This is a genomic window from Desulfoconvexum algidum, from assembly GCF_055382125.1.
This window is the reverse complement of record NZ_AP042394.1, coordinates 4,130,828-4,153,629: the sequence shown is the minus strand read 5'-3', so window position 1 is coordinate 4,153,629 and position 22,802 is coordinate 4,130,828. Positions and strand designations below refer to the sequence as shown.

The window sequence follows — 22,802 nt, the reverse complement described above, 5'->3', positions numbered from 1 at the left end:
TTTTATCCGGGCCAGGTCAAGGAAAGAGTTTTTCTTTAAGTTTGTTTCAGGGTCTTTGAAAATGGAAATATAACCGAGACCGTTGTGTGGCCATCACATGGGGGGTCTGTTTTTTTTGTGCAGGCTTCAATACTGCCCGGACAGATGTCTGTGTCCTTTGACAGGCGGCTGCAGCGCTTGGATGTCATCTTGATTTTAAAATGGTGCCGTTCAGAAAAAATTTTCATCCGCAGCAGGTCTGCGCCTTTTCCTCCGGCCCCAAAATCGTAGGGGCGTTTAGACGAGTAATTCAGGGTGGCCTGGGGGGTAAAAAACCCTTCAAATATCCTTCGTTGGGCTTCTTGTGTTAATCCGACTCCCTGGTCTTGGACAATGAATTCAACCCCCTTTCCCCTGGCATGGACCAGTATCTCTATTTTTCCCCCGTCCGGGGTGTTTTCAACTGCATTTCGGATCAGCCCGTCAATTGTTTTTTTTAAGGGGTCCAGGGGCATTCTAATGGGGGCAGATGCCTTGAGGCGGACAGAGGCGTTTACATCCCTATGGGCAAACAGGGGCGCAAGTTGTTCAATCCTGTTTTCAACAAATTGGTTCAAGTAGACCTTTTGTACCACAAGATCCCTTGAAGAAAAAATATCATCCAGTCTCGTTCGAACTTTTGCAATCACCCCTCGTTCCCCGATTTCTTCAGCAATCAAAGCTTCCATGGTGTCTTCACATTGCTCAAAAATAAGGGAAAATATATTCTCGTGTATAAAGGATTTTTTTTCGACGATGTCGTAAACTTCATCTTCAATACCCAAGATCCGGTCCAGGTTCCTGTGGATCCTATCCATGGTGGGTTCCCAGTTTTTCTCCGGCAGAAGATCTAATTTTCTGGACAGAATTTTAAAGGAACTGAGCAGGATAGCCACCGGTGTTTTTAGTTCATGGGCCAGGTGGCTGATCATTTTGTCTTTTGCCGCATTCAGCCCTTTTAGTTCTTCATTGGCCTTTCTCAGTTTCTCTGAAACCCCTGCATTCTCAATGGAAAGTGCCACGCTGGCAGCAATGGTATTTAAGATTTCCAGGTCTGTTTTGTCAAATTCACCCTCTTTTTTATTGTCTGCCGTAATCGTGCCGATGATGTGTTCTTTGGTTCGCAGGGGAACCACCATGACGTTTTTGACCTTGTGTCCAATCTTTTTATCCCGGTTCTGGTGAAGGCGATGGTCGTCCGGCAGGGAGGTCATGATAACTGGATTTCCGGTTTTGACCACCTGGCCCGAGATGAGTTCATCCACGGGGAACCGAATTTTTTTGATCCGTTCCTGGGTGCCGGGATCATCGTGGACAACGCTTAAAAAATAAAATTCTTTCCGGCTCTCATCCAGTAAAATAACATTGGCACCTTCGGTCCCCAGCAGCTCCTTGATTTCAACACTCACATATTGCATGATTTTGTTCAGTTCCGGATATTGAGGTAATACCTGGCTGATGCGGTTCATGGTATTTTGGATCCGCTTGATCCGTTTTTCCATGGTCACGTCCCTGAGAACAATGATCATACTGGTCGGCTGATTTTTTTTATTCCTCTCAATCCCCACTCGCATGGAGACATTCAGAATTTTTCCTTCCCGGGTCAGCCGTTTTGTGTTTAGTTTGATTACATTTTTTTTAGGCGGCAGGTCCATTATTCTATTGGACAGCTCATCTTCTAATGGTTCGGGAATATATTGCCGACCCTTTTTTCCTTTCAGCTCTTCAAGTGTCCATCCAAAGGTGTGGGTAAAGGCGGGGTTAAGATAGGTGACCAGCCCTTTTTCATCCCGGATCAGGACCGGGTAGGGAAGAAATTTTAAAAATCGGGTATAATTTTTCCGCGCGGTTTTGTCTTTTTCCCCCAGGGAAAGTCTGAGATCAGCTTCCTTTTCAAGGCTTTTGATACGCACTTCAAGTTCTTCATAGGTGGGCTTTACTGTCATATATCCCTTATGCCTTAATGGTTGCGGTGTTTAATGGATTTCCGGTGGATGTCAGGGGAAAATACAAATGATACCATGGGCAATTTAATAATTATTTACCCATTTTGTCAACCAGCAAGAAAGGACAGTGAAATTAGGGCAATCCCAGGCAGCGTTTTGATTTTTGGCGACAGCAATAATCAATACTGCAACCTGGCATCATATTTATTTTTTTAATGGTCTGTCGGGTGGCAAAACTGTCAAGGAAGTCCAAGGCATTTCCCGTCACAAAGGAGATGAGTTTGATATCGTTTTCCACTATGAAATCTGCAGGTTTTGTGGAGATGGCACCGCAGATTAAAGTGGTGACTTCCATTCTGTTAAGAATTCGAATCAATTCCTGGGGGGAGTCCGGGTCAAAGGGCTCATAGGTTTTGTTGAGGATCATCCTGTTTTCGACCTGGGCCGTCAGAAGGGTATGGGCAGCGTCAAAAACAGGGGAAATTCGGTTTCCCCATATGGTAATGGCTATTTTCACTGGCAACCTCCTATTATTTAAATTTACCCAATGGTGCACGGATATTTCTGACACTATCAATTTGCAAGGCCTGTGCCGGGTTGATGATATTTCGGTAAGATGCTAAATTATTAAACAAAATAAGGTAGTTGTAACCCCTTTCCAGTTTTGGGAATGGGGTGTCGGTTTCCAGAGGAGTCGCAAAAACAAGACAATTGCCGGGGCAATGGGTTGCGATTGCTATCCCTTACAAGGTTATTCCCAGTTTTTTAATTCGTCGGAAAAGGGTACTTTTGTGAATTCCCAGGGATCGGGCAGCCGCATTCCTATTGTAATTGTTCCGGGTAAGTGCGTCGATAATCAACTTGGTCTGGGCGGATTTGACCGGGTCGTCATTTTGCTCGCATTTAAGATCAATGGTTTGGGATAAAAAACCAGGCAGGTGCTGGGGGGTTATAATCCCTTCTGAGCAGAGCACAAAGGCATGTTCAATAATATTTTCCAGCTCCCGGATATTACCAGGAAAATCATGGGCCATGAATGAGGAGAGCACGTTTTGGTTGATGCCCTGTATTAATTTACCCTGGCGCAGGTTTAATTTGGCGATGAATCGCTCCACCAGAAGGGGGATATCTTCCATTCGTTGCCGCAGGGGGGGCAGGGTAAGGCGGATAACATTAATTCGGTAGTACAGATCCTGACGGAATTGATTATTTTCAACCTGGTCAGCCAGGTTCAGGTTGGTGGCTGCAATGATTCGAATATTTGTTTTTTCCTTGGCAATTCCTCCTAGCGGGGTATATTCATGCTCCTGGAGGACCCGTAACATGCTGACCTGGAAGGCGGGACTGGTCTCGCCGATTTCATCTAAAAAAACAGTTCCCCCGTCGGCCAGGCTGAATTGTCCGGGTTTATCCTTCACGGCATTGGTAAAGGCCCCTTTTTTGTATCCAAACAATTCAGATTCCAGCAGGGTGTCGGGAAGCGCACCGCAGTTGATAGCGATAAACGGCTTCTCCTTTCGGTGGCTCATGTTGTGAATAGCCCGTGCCATCAGTTCTTTGCCCGTGCCGGTCTCTCCCTCAATTAATACGGAGGAATCAGAGTCCGCAATCTGGGGAAGGATATTAAAGATGCTTCTCATGGCAGATGAATTGCTGACAATGTCTTCCACCTGAAAATTACTGGAGAGTTCTTTCCTCAATTCTTCGACCAAAGAATGGTCTCGGAATGATTCAACCCCGCCGATCACATCTCCTTTCCCATCAAGGAGCAGGGAGGTAGAGGCGGTAATGGGGATCTTTTTTTTGTCGGCGTTTATGATATAGGCGGATGTGCTGATAAAGGGTTTTCCCTCTTCCATTGTTTTTTTTAAGGCACAATCCTCTTCACACATATTGGACCTGAAAACTTCCCAGCAGTGCCGGCCCATGGCTTCTTTTTTGGAAATGCCGGTTATTTCTTCAGCGGCCCGGTTAAAAGAAGTGATTTGCCAGTTGTAATCGATGGTAAAAACACCGTCGGAGATACAATCGAGTATGCCCTTCATGGCATCTTCTTCAAGGGGGCCAAATATTTTATTGTTATGCATATGGTAAGCGTCCCAAAATTTATTATTATCTCTATATTTTACGCTATTGTTTGCAACTTTGCAACCCATCGGTTCAATTATAGGTGAATAGATAGCAATGGACGTGCCAGGTGAATTGTATTAATAAGATATGTGGAAATAGCTTATAGGATAGCACTTCAGATATTTTATTTGTTTTGATCGATCCCGTATGGCGCAAAAATGAGACTGATTTATATGGGTTGGTCGCAAAACTGAAGGCTATGTTGAGACAAGGAGATGCAAACCTGATTTGTCCGGGAGAAAAATACTGCGGTTTTTTCCTTAAGCTTTTTGTCCAGGGAACCGACAATAAGTTTAACTAGAAGAGATCCGTTAATATTTGGAAGTTTATTGGAGTGATCCAGAGGAAATATCAGAGACTGATTTTGCTTGGAAATGTTTAGTAAACGAGGAGAAGAATCATGGATAGTGCAGCCATCAAAGTGAACGACCAACAAGTTGTTGATATTTCCCAATTGAAATCCCCTGACGCAATAGGTAGTGCATCAATGGATGCATCAGCAAATCTTGAGCAAAAAAAAAATGCAGACACCTTTCAAGAAAAGAAAGTCCAGGCTTCTGATCAAATGACAACCCGGGATGTGAAAGAAGTTTTGGAATCCTTTCAAGAGCTTTCAAATACCATTCAGACAAAATTAAATTTTACGGTCCATGAAGAAAACAACGCAATTGTTATCAAGGTCCTCGACAAAGAGTCAAACGAGTTGATCCGGCAATTCCCTACCGATGAAATGCTCAATCTTCAAGATAAAATGAGAGATATGGCAGGCTTCCTTTTTAACGCAAAGGTATAGGTACTTGAAGATCCATCCAGGGGGCAATGGTGGCCACCAACGGGCCGGTAAAAATGGAAACCAGGGTTAAATCAAGGTGGTACCGGGAGAATTTTAGGAATAAATTTTTTCACAATTATTGAAGAATAATCTGGGCACGCCTATTTTTTCTATGGATTTCGTCACTCAATCCGCTTTGTATCGGTTTTTCTTCACCATAGCTAACCAAGGTCATACGAGAAGCTGAAACCCCGAGATCCTGCAGATAGTTTTTAACAGCCATTGCCCGGCGTTCACCCAGCGCAAGGTTGTATTCAATGGTGCCTCGTTGGTCACAATGCCCTTCAATGGTGATGGCAATCCCTTGGTTGGAATCCAGCCATTCTGTTTTTTTCGTGAGTAGTATTTTCGCCTTGGAACCTAGGTTATAACTGTCAAATTCAAAGTAAATATGCTGGTTGAGAAATTGTTGTCTGGCAGTATTTCGGTTTTTTTTCAATTCCTTTTCTCTCAGTTGCTCCTGGAACGCTAGGCTTTTGATCCGCTCCTCCTCGATGCTAGCCAGGTCCTGGGCATTTTTTGCATCGTCGCCATTATTTTCCATTGCATTTTCATGGGATGTGATGCTTTTTTTTGCACATGAAACAGTCATAAGAAGTCCTAATATTACCAGGGCTGCCATCAGGGTTGTTCCTATCGTTTTCTTCATTATATTTCCTTTTTTTATGATATCGTCATTGAATAAAATCAGAAAGAATTCAGACTGCACCCATATTATTTTCAATAAAATCAACATCCAGGGCAATCATAAAATGATCTTTATACCCCATGGGGTTATCCTCTGTGATATACTTAATTCGGGTTGCTCTTTTTTCCATTGGTATCGTTTTATCCTGAAAGTGGTAGGTCATGGGAATAATATCCCCTTTTTTGATGCATGCCAGGGCCTTGGAGCCTTTTCTCACAACGGCAAACATGGGTTCTGACGCATGTTCTCGAAGTTTGAACTGATAAAAAATTCCTGGGTTTTCTAACTGGAATTCAGCGCTGGTATATTTTTGTGTTGTCCTCATATTTACTTAAAAGCTCCTTATTTCATATTGATAACACCCCGGATTAATCGTGATTTTCCAAGGCAGTTGACTTAAATAACAATAAAGCAACATAGCAATTGGTGTGCCAGGTGTATAAGGGGCTGAATCCTTAGGCTTTATTTAGAAAAGGGAGGGGCTTTTGTAACCGTTGGTTACAAAAAGAACATCGGTGGTTACAATTTTTGCACACTTTTAAACCGGCATTGTCGGTGAAGCCGTTTTGGGGGCTATTTCATCAGGAGGGTATCGAGGAGGGTCTTTAGCTGGTTCACTTTATAGGGCTTGTCTTGGTAGACCGAAAAATTATAAATATCTGAAATCATAACCAGGGGAAGCCGTGAATCTTCGGGATGATCACTACCGTGAATTTTGTTATGACCGGCATGGTCACTGGTGATGATGATTAGATACTTTTTCTTGTCCTTGATCATGGTGATAAGCGGTTCCAGGGTATCATCGATAAAATAAAGTTCTTCCATATATCCCGGAGACAACCATCCCTCTGTTGGACCAGCCTGGTCCAGGCCGCTGATATGTAAAAAACAAAAATGTTTTCCAGGAATTTGGAAAAAATCTGTGGCACGGTCTATGGCAAAATCCCTTGAGAGTCCATGGACGTCAATGTCTTTATTGATCAGAAACCCCAGTTTTTTCTTTGAATAAAAATAACCCGTCAAAAATCCTGCGTGTTTGGGACGTTGGAAGATGGTTTCCCCCTGGATGGTGTCCTGCCCCGGAAGCCAGTCATTGTCGGTCTTTCCATTCTCCTGGGGAGAAAGTCCTGAAAACATTGCAGAATGGGCGATCAATGTTAATGGCGGGTCTGTGCTCTGCCCCTTTAGGGTGTAAGTCCCTTTTTCCATCAGTCTATAAATATGGGGACTTGATTTGGGTCCCAGAGCCTTGGGATGGAGGGCATCAATGGAAACAATCAGGATGTTTTCCAGGGAATGGGGAGCAAAGGATTTGTCACTGGCAACGGACGAGCCATTAGCAACGGACGAGCCATTAGCAACGGACGAGCCATTAGCAACGGACGAGCCAGTAGCAACGGATGAGCCAGTAGCAACCAATGGTCCAGCAAAGGAAATCGTCAGCATCAAAAGAGATAAAAATAATCCGATCAAAGAATTTTTACCTCTTTGTATAGGATCTTCGGTCAAACTAAGGGAATAAAATTTTAGCAGCAAATATATGCTTCCTTTATACATCCAGGTTAAGGGTTTGATAAAAATGGGGTGAGGATAAAATAAATCCCCAGCATGCCCAGGGCGACCCAGATCAAGATCAGGCCCACCAGTATCTGCCAATAATTCCCCACATCCCCCAGCATCCGGCCAAGGAGGGCACAAAGAATTCCAATAACCGCAATGGTGATAAAAAGACCCAGGGTAAATATGATGGAATAAAGACAGGCCTCTCTGGGGTTCAGCAACTTTTTTTGCCCCCCCCACATAGGCCACAATCAGAGGAATTGATGCCAGGTGGCAGGGGCTGAACAGCACACTGACCATTCCCCAGGCAAAGCAACCCACCCCGGCCAGGGCCAGGGAGCCTGTCATCCACTGGTTGACCGTTAAAAAAAAGTGTCCAGCATTCTAAGATCCCTGGTTCACAGACTGGCCCAGGGACTCGGGTTCTTCAACTCCCATTTGACTCAACTGCTCAATAATTGAGTGTTCATCAAAAAAACCCACATGACGGAACACTTCTTTTCCCTGTTCATCAAAAAAAATCTGGGTCGGGATGGCGTGGACCTTAAATCGGGGACCCTGCTCCCGATTTTCCCACACGTCAATGAATACAATGGCGGCACGGCCTTCATAGGCGGCTTCAAGCTTTACCATAATAGGGGCCATCATTTTACAGGGAATACATTTTTTGGCCCCCAGGTCCACCATGGTTACCCTTCCTTTGACCGGGATTTGGGTAAAATCTTCGGCAAAAACACATGTTGTCAAAGACAAGATGAAAATAATCATCCAGACACGGAATCCGGCTTTTGTCAATTGCGTCATCTTGGGGTTTCCTTTCTTTTATTCTGCTTGGATCTCTTCTCTTTTATTGGCCCAGCCATTTTTTAATATCCCCTTTTTTCGGCACTTTGCCGGCGCATTTGACCTGGTTGTCAATAATCACGGAGGGGGTGGCAAAAACACCGTGGGAAGCAATCTGCATCATGTCGGTTACTTTTGTTACTATGGCATCTGACTTGGTTTCAGCGATCACTTCCTGGATTAATTTTTCGGTCTTGTTACACTTGGCACATCCTGGTCCCAATACTTTAATTTCCATGGGTCACTCCTTTGCATCATTATTAGAACATTGTTGTTATTAAATAATCATATTGAACAAATAGCCCACCAAAAGGATACCGCTGGCAACCACCCCGATAAACACGGCAATCAATTTGGGTTTTAGCACTTTTCTTAAAATTACCATCTCGGGCAGGGACAGGGCAATCACACTCATCATAAACGCCAGAACCGTTCCCAGGGCCGCCCCTTTCCCCAACAGGGCCTCCACCACCGGAATAATGCCGGCGGCATTGGAATACATGGGAATCCCGATGACAACAGAGAGGGGAACAGACCACCAGGAACCTTTGCCCATGATGGAGGCCATGACGCCTTCGGGAACAAATCCGTGGATGCCGGCTCCCACTGCAATACCAATGATTACATAAACCCAGACCCTTCCGATGATTTCTTTTACCGCATCCCATCCATAAACGATCCGGTCATAAAAGGAGAGTTTTTCTTCTTCCATGGACATGGCAGCCCCGTTGGCCTGGGTCACCCAGTCTTCAATATGGGCTTCCAGCTTGAGTCTACCAATGACCCATCCGGCAAAAATAGCAATGAAAAGACCGGTTCCCGCATAAATGGCCGCTACTTTCCAGCCCAGAAGGCCGTAAAGAAGTCCCAGGGCAATCTCATTGACCATGGGGGCTGCGATCAGAAAAGAAAAGGTGACACCCAGGGGCACCCCGGCGGTTACAAATCCGATGAACAAAGGAACAGCCGAACAGGAACAAAAAGGGGTTATAATTCCCAAAAGGGCAGCCAGTATATTGCCGGCAAACTCACTCTTTCCGGACAAAAAGGCCCGGGTCTTTTCCGGAGTGAAAAAGCTTCGGATAATGCCCACCCCAAAAACCACTATAAACAGGAGCATCATTACCTTGGGGGTGTCGTAGAGAAAGAACTCCACGGAAGCCCCTAGATGGGAACCTTGTTTGATGGGCAACACTGAATAGGTTGCCCATGCGGAAAGGGTGGGCAGAAAATGGTAGAGAATCCACCAGAGATATACACCTATTGCACCGAAAAGAAGGGTGGCCATAAAACCGAACCTGGCCCTGTTGTCTGCGTTAAAAATATTTATTGTTGATTTGGATTCCATTGTGTCTCCTGGGTTTTATTTATATCTGGTCATTTGTCGATATTATTTTGGCAATTATAAATTCATTGTTTGCCCACAATATCTATCCGGTTAATTCCCGGCAGTATTTGATTCAGACCTTTGATCTGTTCTTCATCCTCCAGCCAATGCTTAAGGTTTCCGATCATACTGGCGCAATAGGGAGAATCACTGCCGTCCGCCAGGGAATAATTAACCCATAACCCCTCCTTAAAACTTCTTACCAGTCCGGCATCTTCTAAAAGTTTTAAGTGTTTGCTGGCGGTGGACTGGGCAATGCCAAGGGTTTCTTTTATTTCGCAGACGCAAAGGGGGCGGGATTGAAGAATTTTCATTATTTTTACCCGGTTGGGATCTGACAGGGCTTTCATGACTTTGATAAATTGTTTCATTTGTTTTCCTTGGGTTATAAATCGTTAAAACGGAATATAGCGATCTATTCACCGATTGTCAACACAGAAAACAAAAAAATAGCGGATTTCAGGTGGGGTCATTAGGGCCTGGTGATTTCAGACATGGCAATGCCGAATATGACAGGTGGTCAACTGGTTAGTAAAATTTTGAAACTTTGCCCTGATATACCTATGATTATTTGCACAGGTTATAGTGCAAAAATATCAGAAAAAGAAGCCGTAAAAATTGGTGTTTGTGAATTTTTAGATGAATCCGCCTGCTTTTTTAGCATCAATCGTCACGAGTAAAGGTTATTCATTCTTTTTGCATTCCCCGAGTTTTTGATGTACATTTACTGTGATTTTTTTCAAAAATAATTTGAATCGTTAAAGTTTTTGAACCTCATTATAATTGCAGCAATATGAGAATTATTCTGTTTTATGAGCAAAAAAGCCTATCGGTATTGGAAAATAATTTTGATAAACTCTTTTAAAAATAAAAAATATTCAATGAAAGTTGGCAGCACCTTTTTGATGGCAGTATTTGTACTGTTATGTATTCTCTTTTGCCGGCCCGTTATGGCTGAACCAAACAAGCCGCAAGCCTTGCGCCAAGTCCTCATTGTACATTCTGCCTATGAAGGCTATCCATGGACAGATTCTTTGAATCGCGGTATTCACGATGTTTTCTCCTCTGCCCCGGAACAAATCGAATTTGCGATTGAGTATATTGATACCAAACGAAATCATAAGAAATCCTACTTTGAAAAATTACAAAAATTATGGCAATACAAGTACCGCGATTGGCGTATCGATCTGATAATTGTTTGTGATAACGAGGCCTACGATTTCATACTAAACGACAGGGACAAGTTGTTTCAGAATGTCCCTTTGGTCTTTGCAGCATATATCGGATTTAAACCCGCCATGTTGGAGGGAAAACAATTCATTACAGGGGTGGTTCAGGAAACCGATATTAAAGAAACAATTGATATCGCCCTTGAGCTTCATCCAAAAACAAAAAAAGTTGTTTTTGTCGCGCCGGGTGCACCTTCTTTCCGTATGGTATGGTTGGAGAACCTTCCGGCTCGTTACAAAAATCGCGTAAAATTGGTCAATATTACAGCAAAGAACCTGTCGGTAATTGACCATGAGCTTGATTCCCTCGGGCCAGATATTATCGTAATCCCGCTTAATAGTGTCCGTGACGAATTGGGTACCTATATGCCCTTTGATAAATTTGTTTCCCACCTATCAACGAATCGGGCATTCCCAGTGTATGCCCTGTGGGATATTGCCATGGATTGCGGTGTTGTTGGCGGTAAAATGGTGAGTGGTGAGTTACAAGGCCGTGAAGCGTCAAAATTGGCATTGCAAATTTTAAGGGGTATTCAGGTCAGTGAATTGCCGGTTGTCAGCACCAGCCCAAATCAGTACATGTTTGATTGGAAACAGCTGGAAAGGTTTAATGTCAACTTAAATGATTTACCCAAGAATGCGATTGTGATAAATCGCCCCATATCATTTTATGCCGAAAATAGAACAATTGTCCACGCGACAATTATGGGCTTTTTAGTTTTGCTTTTATTCATCATTTCACTTACTATCACCATTATAAATCTCAAAAGAGCCCAAAAAAAACTGCTCCTTTCCGATGAAATATTAAAACAAATGCCCGATGCTGTTATCCTGACAGATCTTAATGGAAATATTTTGCGGTGGTTGGGGAAATCAGAACAGATCTTTGGTTATTCGTTTCCGGAAGCAAGTCGCCGATCGATAAGCTTTATCCATTACCCTGAAATACCCGTTGAAATGGTGGATAAACGTATGATCACTTTAGAAAAAATAGACAATTTTAATGGAGAAAACCTCTGCATTAAGAAAGATGGGACAATCATCCCCATTGAAATAACGGCTACAAAAATTTTTGATAAATTTAAAAACCCCAGTGGAATTATCTGGATATACAAGGATATCAAGTTTCGCAAGCAAACAGAAAATGCCCTGAGAGAAAGTGAAGCTCGGTTCAAAAAAATGATTGCAAAATCACCACTGCCAATGGTTATTACCGATCAAAATCAAGATATGATATTTTTAAATGATAAATTTACACAATTATTTGGGTATACGGTTCAAGATGTAGGCACAGCAGAAAAATGGTGGGATACTGCCTATCCTGATCAAAAATATCGAAAAAAAGTACAATCTTCATGGATGGTTGCCATTGACCATGCAAAAAAAAATAAATGCGATATTGCCATGCAAATATGGGATTTAGCAATAAAGGATAGAACGAAAAGAACCTGTGAGTTTTATATGGTCCCCCTGGGTGATGTCGGTTTGATAATAATGAATGACATTACTGAAAGAAATGATATTTTGGCGGATAAACTCAAACTTGAAAACAAGCTTTATAAAGCCCAAAAGCTTGAAGCCCTCGGGACATTCGCAGGAGGGATTGCCCACGATTTCAACAATATACTATACCCCATCATCGGCTTTACGGAGATGTCCATTGCAGATTTAAATAAAGCTCACCCAATACAAGAGAATCTTGAAGATATTTTGCAAGGTGCCAAAAGAGCCCGTGATTTAGTGAAACAAATCCTTTCATTCAGCAGCCAAAGCGATATTGATCAAAAAGTTTTATCACTTCAACCGCTGATTGAAGAAAGCCTTAAGCTTATAAAAGCAATTATGCCTTCTAACATAATAATTGAGCAGGATTTTCCTGAAAAACAAATCCATGTTCTTGCCAATGCCACTGAAATTCATGAGATAATAATGAACCTGTGTACCAATGCATATCACGCAATGGAAAAAAAAGGCGGGATTCTAAAGGTCTGTCTATATGAAAAAAAACCGGAACAAAAATTTCAATTACCACCCGGTAAATATTGTTGCCTGGGTATTGGTGATACGGGTTCCGGGATATCTCCAGATATAATGGATAAAATTTTTGAGCCGTATTTTACGACAAAAGAACAGGGGAAAGGGACTGGATTGGGACTTTCTGTTCTTCATGGTATTGTCAAAAGTTATAGTGGTGCTGTTGATGTCCAAAGTGAACCCGACAAGGGTACTCGGATTAATATATATCTGCCAATGACATCAAAAAGTCAGGCCCTTGAAGAGGTTAAAAGTGCTTCGATTCAACTTGGTTCTGAGAACATATTGTTTGTTGATGATGAAGCATCCATTGTAAAATTAGGAGTTCGACTCCTAGAACGATTGGGGTATAAAGTCGTTGGTAAAACAAGCAGCATTGAGGCTGTGGAATTATTTAAATCAAATCCAGATCAATTTGATCTTGTCATTACAGATATGACCATGCCGATATTAGTTGGGACAGAACTTGCTAAACAGATATTAAAAATTCGTCAAGACATACCAATCCTTATCTGCACAGGTTTTAGCGAGCAGGTGGATGAAAAAACAGCAAACGCTATGGGTGTTAAAGGATACATAAATAAACCAATTTTAGCCCAAGAGCTATCCAGAAAAGTCAGAGAACTCCTTGACCAGAAAAAGGAGGCATAATTTTGTCGACACTATTAATCATAGACGTTGAACCGTTTATCCGAAAAATGGTAAAAATGAGATTCAACACCGGCAACAAACCATCATACCCTGGCTGATGTTTTGCGGTCCGATATTTTTATCCCGATTGAGGAGATATGTTACAAAATGTTTGTTTTAGAAAAAAGTGATGTGCTTGTGGTGGATGATACCCCGGGCAATATGAAGGCTTTGAAAAGGATTTTGAATAGAAAGGGTCATCAGGTCCGGGGATTTACCAATGGCAATTTGGCATTGCTTTCGGTTAAGGCCAAGGCCCCGGATCTGATCATCCTTGATATCCGAATGCCGGGAATGGATGGGTATGACCTGTGCAAAAAGCTGAAAGAGGACACAAATTTTTCTGATATCCCTGTGATTTTTATCAGCGGTCTCACAGATGTTGAAGATAAAATTAAGGCCTTTGAGGCAGGCGGTGTTGACTATATCAGCAAACCGTTTCATGCCGCAGAAGTGATACTGAGAGTCGAGACCCACATCAAACTGTACCGTTCGGAAAAAGAATTAGAGAAAAGAACAAAAAACAGTGAAGACAGGCTGGAGCATAGTGAGCAAAAATATCACAACCTTCTGGAATCAACCCCTGATCCCATTGTTTTTTACGATAAAGAGGGAAAGATTGAGTACGTCAATCCCTCCTTTACCCATGTGTTCGGCTGGACCCTGGAAGAATGCTTTGCCCGTAAACTATATCAGTTTGTGCCCGATGAAAACCGGCCTGAAACCCAAATGATGATGGATCAGTTGAATGCCGGGCAAAATTTTTCCGGCATTGAGTCCAGGCGCCGCACCAAAGAGGGAAATATTATTCCTGTCAGCATCAGCGGTGCTGTTTACCGGACCAAGGGTGGCCAGGCAATGGGCAGCATCATCAATTTGCGGGATACCACAGAACAAAAGAAACTTGAAGCCCAGTTTCAGCAGGCGCAGAAGATGGAGGCGGTCGGTATCCTGGCAGGCGGGGTAGCCCATGATTTTAATAACATCCTCACCGTCATCAACGGCAGTGCCACTTTAGCATTAATGCACGGTGAAGTAGCAGATTCTGTTCGAAAGGATATAGAAGCGATTCAACTGGCCGGTGAAAGAGCGGCTGCCCTGATTCGTCAACTGCTGGCGTTTAGCCGAAAACAGATTATCAAACCGGAGATTCTTGATTTTAATAAACTTTTTTCAGGTGTAGAAAAGATGCTTCACCGCTTGATTGGAGAAAATATTGAAATTTTGAAAATACCAGGTCCGAAATTATGGCAGGTAAAAATTGACCCCGGACAGATAGAACAGGTGCTCATGAACCTGGCTGTAAATGCCAGGGATGCCATGCCCCAAGGTGGAAAGCTTACAATTGAAACCGCCAATAAAATTTTGGATACACATCATTTTCATTCCCATGGTGTTGATGCGCAGCCAGGCCCTTATGTCATGCTGGCTGTACGTGATACCGGCAGCGGCATGGACAAGGAAACGCAAAAACACATTTTTGAACCGTTCTACACGACCAAGGAAAGCGGCAAAGGCACGGGATTGGGTCTGTCCAGTGTCTATGGCATTGTTAAACAAAACAAGGGGTTTGTATGGGCTTCCAGCGAGAATGGGCAGGGGGCGATCCTGGAAATCTATCTGCCCAGGGCAAGCCGTGACGGGGTTTTGGAAAAGAAAGAACAACCTTTGCTGCCAGTCCATGGTGGCTCCGGGACTGTTTTATTTGTGGAAGATGATGAAACTGTTCGAAAACTTTCCAGAAGAATTCTTAAAAAAAATGGATACACAGTGTTGGAGGCTCAAAACGGAGAAGATGCGTTACGCGTCAGCAAGGGATATGACGGGCAGATTGAACTGATGATCACCGATGTGATGATGCCCAGGATGGGCGGCCAGGAAGCCGCAGAACAAATAAAGCCGCTCCGACCGAGAATGAAAATAATTTATATGTCCGGATATACGGACACCGCCATCCTCGATCACGATATTTTGGCCAGGGAGATACATTTTATTCAAAAACCCTTTTCACCGGAAAAATTGATCCGCCTAGTGCAAAGGGTAATGGATGAAAAATAACGTTTCATTTGAACAAATGATGAGAATTTTTGACATGGCATTTGATTCCCTGTCCATGGATTCTTCAAAAAAAGAGAACATCGTCAGGGTGTTGGAAGAAAGATTCAAAAACCATTTAGACATAAGCGTAACCGAAGTATTCAAGCAGGAAAACCTCATATCTGATGAAGAAATAGAATATGTGCGTATTTTTGATGCGCACCTGAAAACTGTGAGCCTGGATCAATATTTTGGAAGGCTTGCCATTGCCAATGGTCTGACCTCGGAAAAAGAGGTTGCCCTTGCCCTTAACCGTCAAAAAACATATTTTGAGAAATATCGTATCCATCTAAAAATCGGGGATATTTTAGTTGAAAATAAATGTCTTTCCCCGGGGGATCAGGTTTCAATTTTATTGACTCAAAATCGGATTAAAGATGAAAATATTCTTGGGGCCTTGAACCAGATCGGTTCAACCGTAAGGCAACAGGAGATGATCAATAAACAGTTCGGGGCACTTGCTAATAAAAAGGAACTGGTCACAATAGAGCAGGTGAATGCTGCCCTGGCAGTTCAAAAGAGTGAAAAACAGATACAGGGTGAATTCCGGTTTATCGGTCAGATCCTCCAGGAAACAGCCCATTTGTCAGATGAGGATATTATGGGGGTACTTTTGGAACAAAAACAATTTGAAAAAAGGAGACTGGATCTTGAAAAAGCCCTGTATACGGTCAAATCTGAAATAAAAATTTCGAATAAATTCAATAAAATTTTTGAATATCGGGTCTCCAGGGACGGCCTGGAGGTCCATGTAAAAAAACGAATTGAAAGCAAAGAAATCATGCCGGTTTATGAATTTCTTATCTGGTTGAGACGGGCAGGGATTAAGTTTGGTGTTGTACGTGATGCAGTTTTGGAAGAATTTATTCAAACAGCAAAAAAAGATTCTCAGATCATTGCAGCAAAAGGGCAACCGGCCAAGACCTGTAGCAATGAGAGGATTCAGTTTTATTTTGAAAATGAATGTATACAAGACGAAAAAAATGAGAATGACCTGTTTTGTATCGTCAAAAAAGGCAGTTTCCTGGCACGGATCATTCCCGGGGAAGAAGGAAAACCCGGGAAAAATGTTCTAGGTCACCCCATACCGCCGGCCAAACCTTCCATCTGTGTGCTAAATGCGGGAAGCGGCGTGATTAAAAAAGGTCCTGTTTTTATTGCCCGGATAGACGGCCATCCTGTTTTGAAAAACAATACCCTCAGGGTTGAGCCAATGGTTGAGAAAACCGATGTCAAAACCATTAACGACAGCATCAGCACGGACACGAAAGATATGTATGAATCTGAGACCGTTTTGCTTAAGGGCAGCATCACCCGGGGGGCAATTTTAAAATGTCACGCTCTGTTTGTTCAGGGTGACCTTTTGGGACAGGTCATCTGTACCGGTGATATGGATGTGAAGGGGGCTGTCGGCACGGATGAACAACCAAAGGATGACGAGGGTATTCATCAGGCGGATATTATCTGCCAGGGGTCGGTGAAGGTATCAAAATCCATCACTCATTCAAAAATTCAGACGGCCGGTGAACTGTTGGCATTTAATTCAACGGTTACCGGATCAGAGGTGATCGCTGCCAAGGAAATAACCATCAATGCTGCCCTTAAGGGTATCCACACGCCGTCTGTTTTTCGGTTCGGCCTTAAACCAGAAGATAAAATCATTGCCACAGATCATACCTTTGAAATGAAGAATGAACAATTGTCGGTGTTAAAAAGGGAGATGGAGATCAGCAGGCTCACCCAGGAATATCAAAAAGAGCTTAAAGAAGAAGCGCATTTTCAGATGGAACAGGCCATATTGAAAAACCTGGTGGAAATTATCGAAGCGCCGGAGCTTTATCGGTTTGAACGCCTTGAAGAAAAGATCTCCTACCTCAACCGGCTGCCTGATTTTTCCTCCATTAAAGCCTATTATCTCAAACCGGCGAAAACAGATACAGCGTTGGCCTCGTTTAATCAAATTGTGGGGTTAACCCAAAAAATGCCTCTTGAAAAAGTTTTGCAGCAGATTAAAAAGAAAATTGATCCAAAACTGGAAAATGAAAACGCAGACACCAGGAAGTCTGAGATCGAAACCCAGTTTAAAGGTCGCCTTGCTGTTTTTGAACAAGAAATTGCCGATGGCTCACAAGAAATTGAAAAGCTGGAAAATGCAATTAAAGGGCTTGAGGCGTTAAAGACAAAACTGGGTGAAATATATTTTAATTCCTGCCCCCAATCCGGGTCGGTTAGAATAAAACGCAGGTGTGAAAAGGGGACAATCATCAAAGGAAGAATTGCCCGACGTGTTGTGGAAAAAACGATATACAATGTTAGATTCAAAGAAGTGATGGATCCCAAGACCCATACGGCTTCAATTGTCATTGAAACAAATTAGGGGGAATTAACCTTCCTGTTTGGATACTTTAAATAGGGCAAGGGTCTCCCATTAAACTTGTTTGGGAGGAAATTTTGAGAAAAAAAATCTTGGAAAATGAGTACGAATCGTTAATGAATTTTACCCTTGAGTTGTACAAGCTTGAGGATATAAGAACGGTTTTGTCCCTGATTGTTGATTTTTCTGCCACCCTGATAAAGGCCGACAGAGGGACGCTATACTTATTTGATGAAAAAGCAAATGAACTCTACTCTGAATTCTATCATGGCATCCCTGAAAGAAAGATCAAACTTCCCCTGGATAATAATAGTGTTGCCGGATACTGTGGCGCCCATAAGGTCAATGTCAATATCCCTGATGTATACGGGGATATTGATAGATTATACAAGGGCCTGAAATTTGATGATTCTTTTGACAAACTCAATAAATATAAAACACAATCCATAATGTGTCGCCCCTTAATAGACCATGAAAATAATTTGCTTGGGGTTTTGAGCCTGATAAACAGTTGTTCAGGCAAGGGCTTTTTAAAAAAGGACGAATATCTGTTCGAAATTATAGCCCGTCATGCTGTTATCTCCGTAAGCCGGCTGCAGCGCCAGGAACTGGCAAAGGTATTTTCAGAAGCTGAACAAAAAAGTCTTTCCGGTGATCAGGAACTCTTTGTCGTTTTTTTTGATATCATTGAATTTACAAGGCTGAGCGAGGTGCAGGGAGATGCGAAAATAAAAAAAATCATCCAGGCATGGGAGGAAGAACATATTCGGTTAATAAATTCATATGGTGGGCTCTATGTTAAGTCGGTGGGTGACGAAATCATGTCGCTGTTCGGGATTGACCCATTTTATCCCGACCCCTTGCCGGACACCAGGTTTTTGGGGATCAAAGCTGAAAAAGAAATGCGCCTTGAAACATTTATCAAATTTAAAAAAACAATTTCAAATCAAACCAATTTGCAACCCTTTATCCTGCATTTTGTGAACTGGTTTAGAAAAAACAAAGACACCCTGGATAAATCCACCTTGAATAAAGCGGTAAAATTTAAACAAATTTTATGGGCAGAAAATGTGATTCGATTCATGGATATGGCCCAGAAAAATCTGAACTGGCTCAACAATTTTCTTTTTGCTCAAAAAATTTTGACAGAAGAAAAAAGTGACAGAGTTTTTATGAAGGGGGGAGCGGAATTCGGATCTGTCATCGTTGGGTTTGATTATTACGGCAGGATTGATGTCATCGGCGATACGGTAAATGTGGCATCCAGAATTACGGGACAAGGAAATAAACCATCTGTCATCGCAGGTGTTGTGGAACAGCCCTTAATGATTGGCCCAAAGTTAAACAGTCTGTTACCTGAAAAAGGGTTTGTTAACCAAACAAAAAGCTATATCCGATTGAAAGGTAAGGAAGATCCTCTTTATATCTATTCAATTGCCAGTATCGATTCCTTTGAGAACAGATCGGTGATCCCTGAAAAAAGCTTTCATCAGTATAAAAAAAATATTTTGAATCAGATTATTCAACTTGATAAAATCAAGCAGAAAACATTACCCTTCAACTATGCCAGTTATAGAATTGAAGAAAGTGACCGGTATCTTGTGGATCATTCAAAACGGGTTGCGGTCAATTGCTTGCATCTTATTGACCTGATGAACAAAAAACATAAAAAAGGGCCATTGGCCGGGAAGACCTGGATTACTGAAGCGCAGAAAAAAACAACCGTGATTGTGGCTTTGCTGCATGATATTGGTAAGCATTCCCTTAATGATCAAGTCAAGGCATATATGGATCCCACAAAAAGTATTCAGAGACTGAACAAAGAAGAAAAAAAAATGTTTAACCGGTTAATCAGTTCTTTCGGGTGTTCAATCCTAGAAAGCATCACAGAATTAAGACCTTTTTCGCATCTTGTAAAATACTGTTTTCTTGATTTTAAAGGTTGCAACAGCCTTCAAAACAATACAGAAAATCCCTTTAAAGAAAATATTCCAATTGAAAGCAGGATCGTCTCAATTGCCAATTCAATAGATTCCATTCTTTCTGATACCCCATTTCGTGAGAAACTGAATCTGGAAAAGTTGATCCATATTTTTAAATCAGATGTGAAAAAAACTCAAGTTCACGGTCATGATCAAAAATTTGATCCCTCAATTGTCTGTATTGTTGTTGACTACTATGAGCAGATTCTATTAAATAGATCACCCCTGGTAATTAAATGAAACCATGTGATGATAGGAAGAAATATCATCTCCCCTGCATACAACCTGAAAGGTGAGGGAATATGAGCAACACCATAGATAAAGAGACGGCCGAAAAATTATACAACGGCCTTCGAGCTTTGTCGGAATTATCGTTTCCCAAGCTATGCGCCAACTGTGGAAAACGGTATGAAACAGTAGATGAATTTGTCTTTCAGACCGAAGCTATCAGAAAATCAAGCGGTTTAAAAGAGGAGGAGGAGGAGGGTCAAATTATTGTTGAGCTTTTTAGAAATTGTATCTGCGGTTCTACATTAATGGACGAGTTTAATAACAGAAGGGATCTTTCTTCGACGGGTATAGGTCGGAGAGAAAAATTCGGAGAGATTTTGGAACGGCTTACAGGTTCGGGAATTTCCCATGAAACCGCCCGCAACGAACTGTTAAAGGTCATGCGCGGAGATGGAAGTGAGCTGCTCCGGGTCAAGGCAAGCAAAAAGGCGCAGTCGTAGCCGGCAAATCAGGCGGGTGCCCGGCCAGGTCAATGAGGGTGAAAAAACAGGCCCGTTGGTTGGTGTCTTTCATTCGTCAATTATGATAATCTAGGAGGATATGGAATGGCTCTAGGAGAAAAATACAATACAGGTGTGGTCTGGCAGGATTTCCAGCATCAACAATTGATGGATCTTTTTTTTAAGGTTAAGGAAGCAAAAGTAAAAAAGTCTGGAAATGAGGTGTTCCGATATTCACTGGCATTTCTTGCCATGTATGTGAATCACCACTTCAAACTCGAAGAAGAGTACATGGATATTTATTATTATCCGGAGACTGAATCCCACAAGAAGGAACACAAGGGTTTGGTGAAAAAAATCAAAGAGTTAAGAAAAAAATATCCGAATTATGAAGAAAAAGGCATGGACAACATTTTGATCACGTTAAATGATTGGATTTTAAAGCATATTTTGGGCGATGATAAAAAATTGGGAGAATATATTCTTTCATGTGAACAAAAAAACAGGGCCATTGCCGATGAAACACGACATTAAAATGAAAATTTATTCCAGAATCGGAAGGGTTTAAGGTGATGGCTGCCTGGGAGAAAGGGTTTGACCTCCGGGTGCTCCTCTATAAATTGAACCTGAAATGAAATTCGTTTTTTATTAAATCGGTTATGGCTGTCTGCAGCGCTTCGGTATCTTAAGTAGTATGCATCATAATTTTTCATATGTTTCTGACTTTTAAGGGTCATGATGTTTTCAAAATTTGTGTCGGTATAGGTTAAAAAGGAATCAAATGCTGTAAGAAAATGGTTTTGGCTTTTTTGATGCTGGGTGATATGGTGGTGGGTGTAAAAGTCTTTGATGGCAAAAATCCAGGATAGTTTTTTCCTGGATAAAAAGGCCTGATGCGCATCAATAAACTGGATGAGTGTGTCAATGGCCGATTGATTCACCTCTGCGAGTTGCTTGAGTTCTTCGATCCGTTTAAGGGCTGCTTTGATATCGGTGGTTCTCGATTGGACCATACCCAGACTGTCCAGTTTTGCAGAGGCATTGAACAGGTCAATGGTGCATTTTTTGACATCTTCGTTTAATTGAATCACCTTTTTGATAATGGGAGGGGTTCTGTTCAGCTTTGGCGCTTCCTTTTTTGAGAGATATAGAAATATTTCACCTCCCAATACCATCGAAAACGTCATAAAAAAAATGAGAACAAGAGATATTTTTCGGTTTTTTTTTGTCTTTAAAATATAAACAGGCACAAGGGGCGGAAAGAGCAAAACAACCCCGCTCCACCACTTGGCCTGTTTCTTCTTTTGGCAGTCGATAAAAACAAGCATGAACAGCAACAGTGTATATGGTAAATAAAAAAGGCCCAATTTTCCTCCCTGCAGCAATGGGGGATTATCTGTTCAATGCCAGCGCAATGATATCATTGACTGATTTTTTTAGTTCCGGTATTCGACTGGCACTCCTGCCGGTCACATTCAGCGCTTTGATGTTAAACTGGGACAGCCATTTCCTCAGAATATTTGACGGATATTTTTCGGTTTCAAGATCAATGTGGAGCCAGGGTTTTTTATAAGCTTTTGCAAAATTTATGGATTCAATGGCACTGGCGCTCAATTTCCCAAAAGAAAAAACAACAGTTCCATTGGTATCCAATACATTTTTTTCTAGGTTTTCCCCTTTTCCCCCATCTTCTCCGTTCAGTTCGATAATATCCGTTAGCTGTTTATTAATTTCAGAAATTTTTTCATGGCTGCTTGCCTGTCTTCTAATGGTTTTGAATGTCTCCACATTGGCACCGGTAATTGCAGCGGTCAGATTCTCTACGGTTGCGATTAATCGTTCCATGGTTTCACCCAATACTTCAAATTGCGCCATATCCATGGGCGCCATAATTGCAGCTCCCGGCTGATCTGGTGAAACCGATGCCCCTCCCAGTTTGATCCGGATTTCATCTTTGGTCATGCCGCTTGTCTGGTAATAACTATAGATTTTTTTTATCAGGTCCTGGGCTTCGGGGGGATATTCTTTGAGCCCTTCATGTTCGACAGGGTCTGGGAAAAATTCTTCAAACCGGCTTACATATTCCCGAATTGTACTGGATGAGATGTCCAGGACTTTTGCCATTTGAGCGATGGATTTCATAGGGTGTTTCCAAAAAAGACTAAATTGTTTATGATTACGAGAATAGCATAGTTATATTTCATTTTCCAATACATTTAATAAATAAAAACCTTGAGAAAAATCATGGAAAATTATAATAA

The 22,802-nt window shown here is 42.1% G+C and carries 21 protein-coding genes; 8 read left to right on the top strand and 13 right to left on the bottom strand.

The features are described 5' to 3' along the window. Positions 1 to 35: 35 nt before the first annotated feature. From ACZ45G_RS18830 to ACZ45G_RS18820, 3 genes are all read right to left on the bottom strand, one after another. Entirely contained in the window at positions 36 to 1,964 is a 1,929-nt protein-coding gene (locus ACZ45G_RS18830) for a PAS domain S-box protein (RefSeq protein ID WP_464172036.1), read from the bottom strand. Positions 1,965 to 2,097: 133 nt separating this feature from the next. Then, positions 2,098 to 2,481 carry a NifB/NifX family molybdenum-iron cluster-binding protein gene (locus tag ACZ45G_RS18825; protein WP_464172035.1) on the bottom strand — a complete coding sequence of 128 codons (384 nt, stop codon included), beginning with the start codon at positions 2,479 to 2,481 and terminating at the stop codon, positions 2,098 to 2,100. Positions 2,482 to 2,707: 226 nt separating this feature from the next. Then, positions 2,708 to 4,051 (bottom strand): sigma-54 interaction domain-containing protein, encoded by a 1,344-nt coding sequence (locus tag ACZ45G_RS18820; RefSeq protein WP_464172034.1) that lies wholly within the window; start codon positions 4,049 to 4,051, stop codon positions 2,708 to 2,710. 443 nt (positions 4,052 to 4,494) lie between these two features. On the opposite strand from ACZ45G_RS18820, the gene ACZ45G_RS18815 reads away from it, so the two are divergent. Further along, the gene (locus ACZ45G_RS18815) at positions 4,495 to 4,887 is read left to right on the top strand and encodes a flagellar protein FlaG (protein WP_464172033.1); all 393 of its coding nucleotides are present in this window, start codon (positions 4,495 to 4,497) and stop codon (positions 4,885 to 4,887) included. 115 nt (positions 4,888 to 5,002) lie between these two features. Here ACZ45G_RS18815 and pal read toward each other — a convergent pair whose 3' ends face one another. The 8 genes from pal to ACZ45G_RS18775 all read right to left on the bottom strand — a co-directional run bounded on the left by pal (position 5,003) and on the right by ACZ45G_RS18775 (position 9,775). Then, positions 5,003 to 5,575 (bottom strand): peptidoglycan-associated lipoprotein Pal, encoded by a 573-nt coding sequence (gene pal, locus ACZ45G_RS18810; RefSeq protein ID WP_464172032.1) that lies wholly within the window; start codon positions 5,573 to 5,575, stop codon positions 5,003 to 5,005. A gap of 49 nt (positions 5,576 to 5,624) precedes the next feature. Continuing rightward, positions 5,625 to 5,939 carry a hypothetical protein gene (locus ACZ45G_RS18805; RefSeq protein WP_464172031.1) on the bottom strand — a complete coding sequence of 105 codons (315 nt, stop codon included), beginning with the start codon at positions 5,937 to 5,939 and terminating at the stop codon, positions 5,625 to 5,627. Positions 5,940 to 6,187: 248 nt separating this feature from the next. Continuing rightward, positions 6,188 to 7,150, bottom strand: coding sequence for an alkaline phosphatase family protein (locus ACZ45G_RS18800; RefSeq protein WP_464172030.1), 963 nt, complete (start codon positions 7,148 to 7,150; stop codon positions 6,188 to 6,190). 26 nt (positions 7,151 to 7,176) lie between these two features. Further along, complete coding sequence (locus ACZ45G_RS18795) at positions 7,177 to 7,395, bottom strand: hypothetical protein (protein ID WP_464172029.1); 219 nt, start codon at positions 7,393 to 7,395, stop codon at positions 7,177 to 7,179. A 163-nt stretch (positions 7,396 to 7,558) separates the two neighbouring features. Continuing rightward, positions 7,559 to 7,978 (bottom strand): thioredoxin family protein, encoded by a 420-nt coding sequence (locus tag ACZ45G_RS18790; protein ID WP_464172028.1) that lies wholly within the window; start codon positions 7,976 to 7,978, stop codon positions 7,559 to 7,561. A gap of 43 nt (positions 7,979 to 8,021) precedes the next feature. Then, a complete protein-coding gene (locus ACZ45G_RS18785; RefSeq protein ID WP_464172027.1) occupies positions 8,022 to 8,255 on the bottom strand; it encodes a thioredoxin family protein in 234 nt (77 codons plus the stop codon). A 39-nt stretch (positions 8,256 to 8,294) separates the two neighbouring features. Beyond that, a complete protein-coding gene (locus tag ACZ45G_RS18780) occupies positions 8,295 to 9,365 on the bottom strand; it encodes a permease (protein WP_464172026.1) in 1,071 nt (356 codons plus the stop codon). A 62-nt stretch (positions 9,366 to 9,427) separates the two neighbouring features. Continuing rightward, on the bottom strand, positions 9,428 to 9,775 hold the full coding sequence (locus ACZ45G_RS18775; protein WP_464172025.1) for an ArsR/SmtB family transcription factor: 348 nt from the start codon (positions 9,773 to 9,775) through the stop codon (positions 9,428 to 9,430). Between the two features lie 111 nt (positions 9,776 to 9,886). Between ACZ45G_RS18775 and ACZ45G_RS18770 the strand changes: the two genes are divergently transcribed. From ACZ45G_RS18770 to ACZ45G_RS18740, 7 genes are all read left to right on the top strand, one after another. Continuing rightward, on the top strand, positions 9,887 to 10,084 hold the full coding sequence (locus tag ACZ45G_RS18770) for a response regulator (protein WP_464172024.1): 198 nt from the start codon (positions 9,887 to 9,889) through the stop codon (positions 10,082 to 10,084). A gap of 132 nt (positions 10,085 to 10,216) precedes the next feature. After that, the gene (locus ACZ45G_RS18765) at positions 10,217 to 13,318 is read left to right on the top strand and encodes a hybrid sensor histidine kinase/response regulator (protein ID WP_464172023.1); all 3,102 of its coding nucleotides are present in this window, start codon (positions 10,217 to 10,219) and stop codon (positions 13,316 to 13,318) included. A 147-nt stretch (positions 13,319 to 13,465) separates the two neighbouring features. After that, positions 13,466 to 15,415 (top strand): ATP-binding response regulator, encoded by a 1,950-nt coding sequence (locus ACZ45G_RS18760; protein ID WP_464172022.1) that lies wholly within the window; start codon positions 13,466 to 13,468, stop codon positions 15,413 to 15,415. After that, the gene (locus ACZ45G_RS18755; protein ID WP_464172021.1) at positions 15,405 to 17,831 is read left to right on the top strand and encodes a flagellar assembly protein A; all 2,427 of its coding nucleotides are present in this window, start codon (positions 15,405 to 15,407) and stop codon (positions 17,829 to 17,831) included. The genes ACZ45G_RS18760 and ACZ45G_RS18755 overlap by 11 nt, the downstream gene beginning before the upstream one ends. A gap of 74 nt (positions 17,832 to 17,905) precedes the next feature. Then, positions 17,906 to 20,050: a GAF domain-containing protein gene (locus ACZ45G_RS18750; RefSeq protein ID WP_464172020.1), complete on the top strand. Its 2,145-nt coding sequence runs from the start codon at positions 17,906 to 17,908 to the stop codon at positions 20,048 to 20,050. A 62-nt stretch (positions 20,051 to 20,112) separates the two neighbouring features. Then, positions 20,113 to 20,541 carry a hypothetical protein gene (locus ACZ45G_RS18745; protein WP_464172019.1) on the top strand — a complete coding sequence of 143 codons (429 nt, stop codon included), beginning with the start codon at positions 20,113 to 20,115 and terminating at the stop codon, positions 20,539 to 20,541. 105 nt (positions 20,542 to 20,646) lie between these two features. Beyond that, a complete protein-coding gene (locus ACZ45G_RS18740) occupies positions 20,647 to 21,075 on the top strand; it encodes a bacteriohemerythrin (RefSeq protein WP_464172018.1) in 429 nt (142 codons plus the stop codon). Here the strand turns inward: ACZ45G_RS18740 and ACZ45G_RS18735 are convergent. Then, positions 21,072 to 21,908, bottom strand: coding sequence for a hypothetical protein (locus ACZ45G_RS18735; protein WP_464172017.1), 837 nt, complete (start codon positions 21,906 to 21,908; stop codon positions 21,072 to 21,074). The two genes, ACZ45G_RS18740 and ACZ45G_RS18735, sit on opposite strands and share 4 nt — an antisense overlap. 25 nt (positions 21,909 to 21,933) lie before the next feature. Next, the gene (locus tag ACZ45G_RS18730; protein ID WP_464172016.1) at positions 21,934 to 22,683 is read right to left on the bottom strand and encodes a YpsA SLOG family protein; all 750 of its coding nucleotides are present in this window, start codon (positions 22,681 to 22,683) and stop codon (positions 21,934 to 21,936) included. Positions 22,684 to 22,802 lie beyond the last annotated feature (119 nt).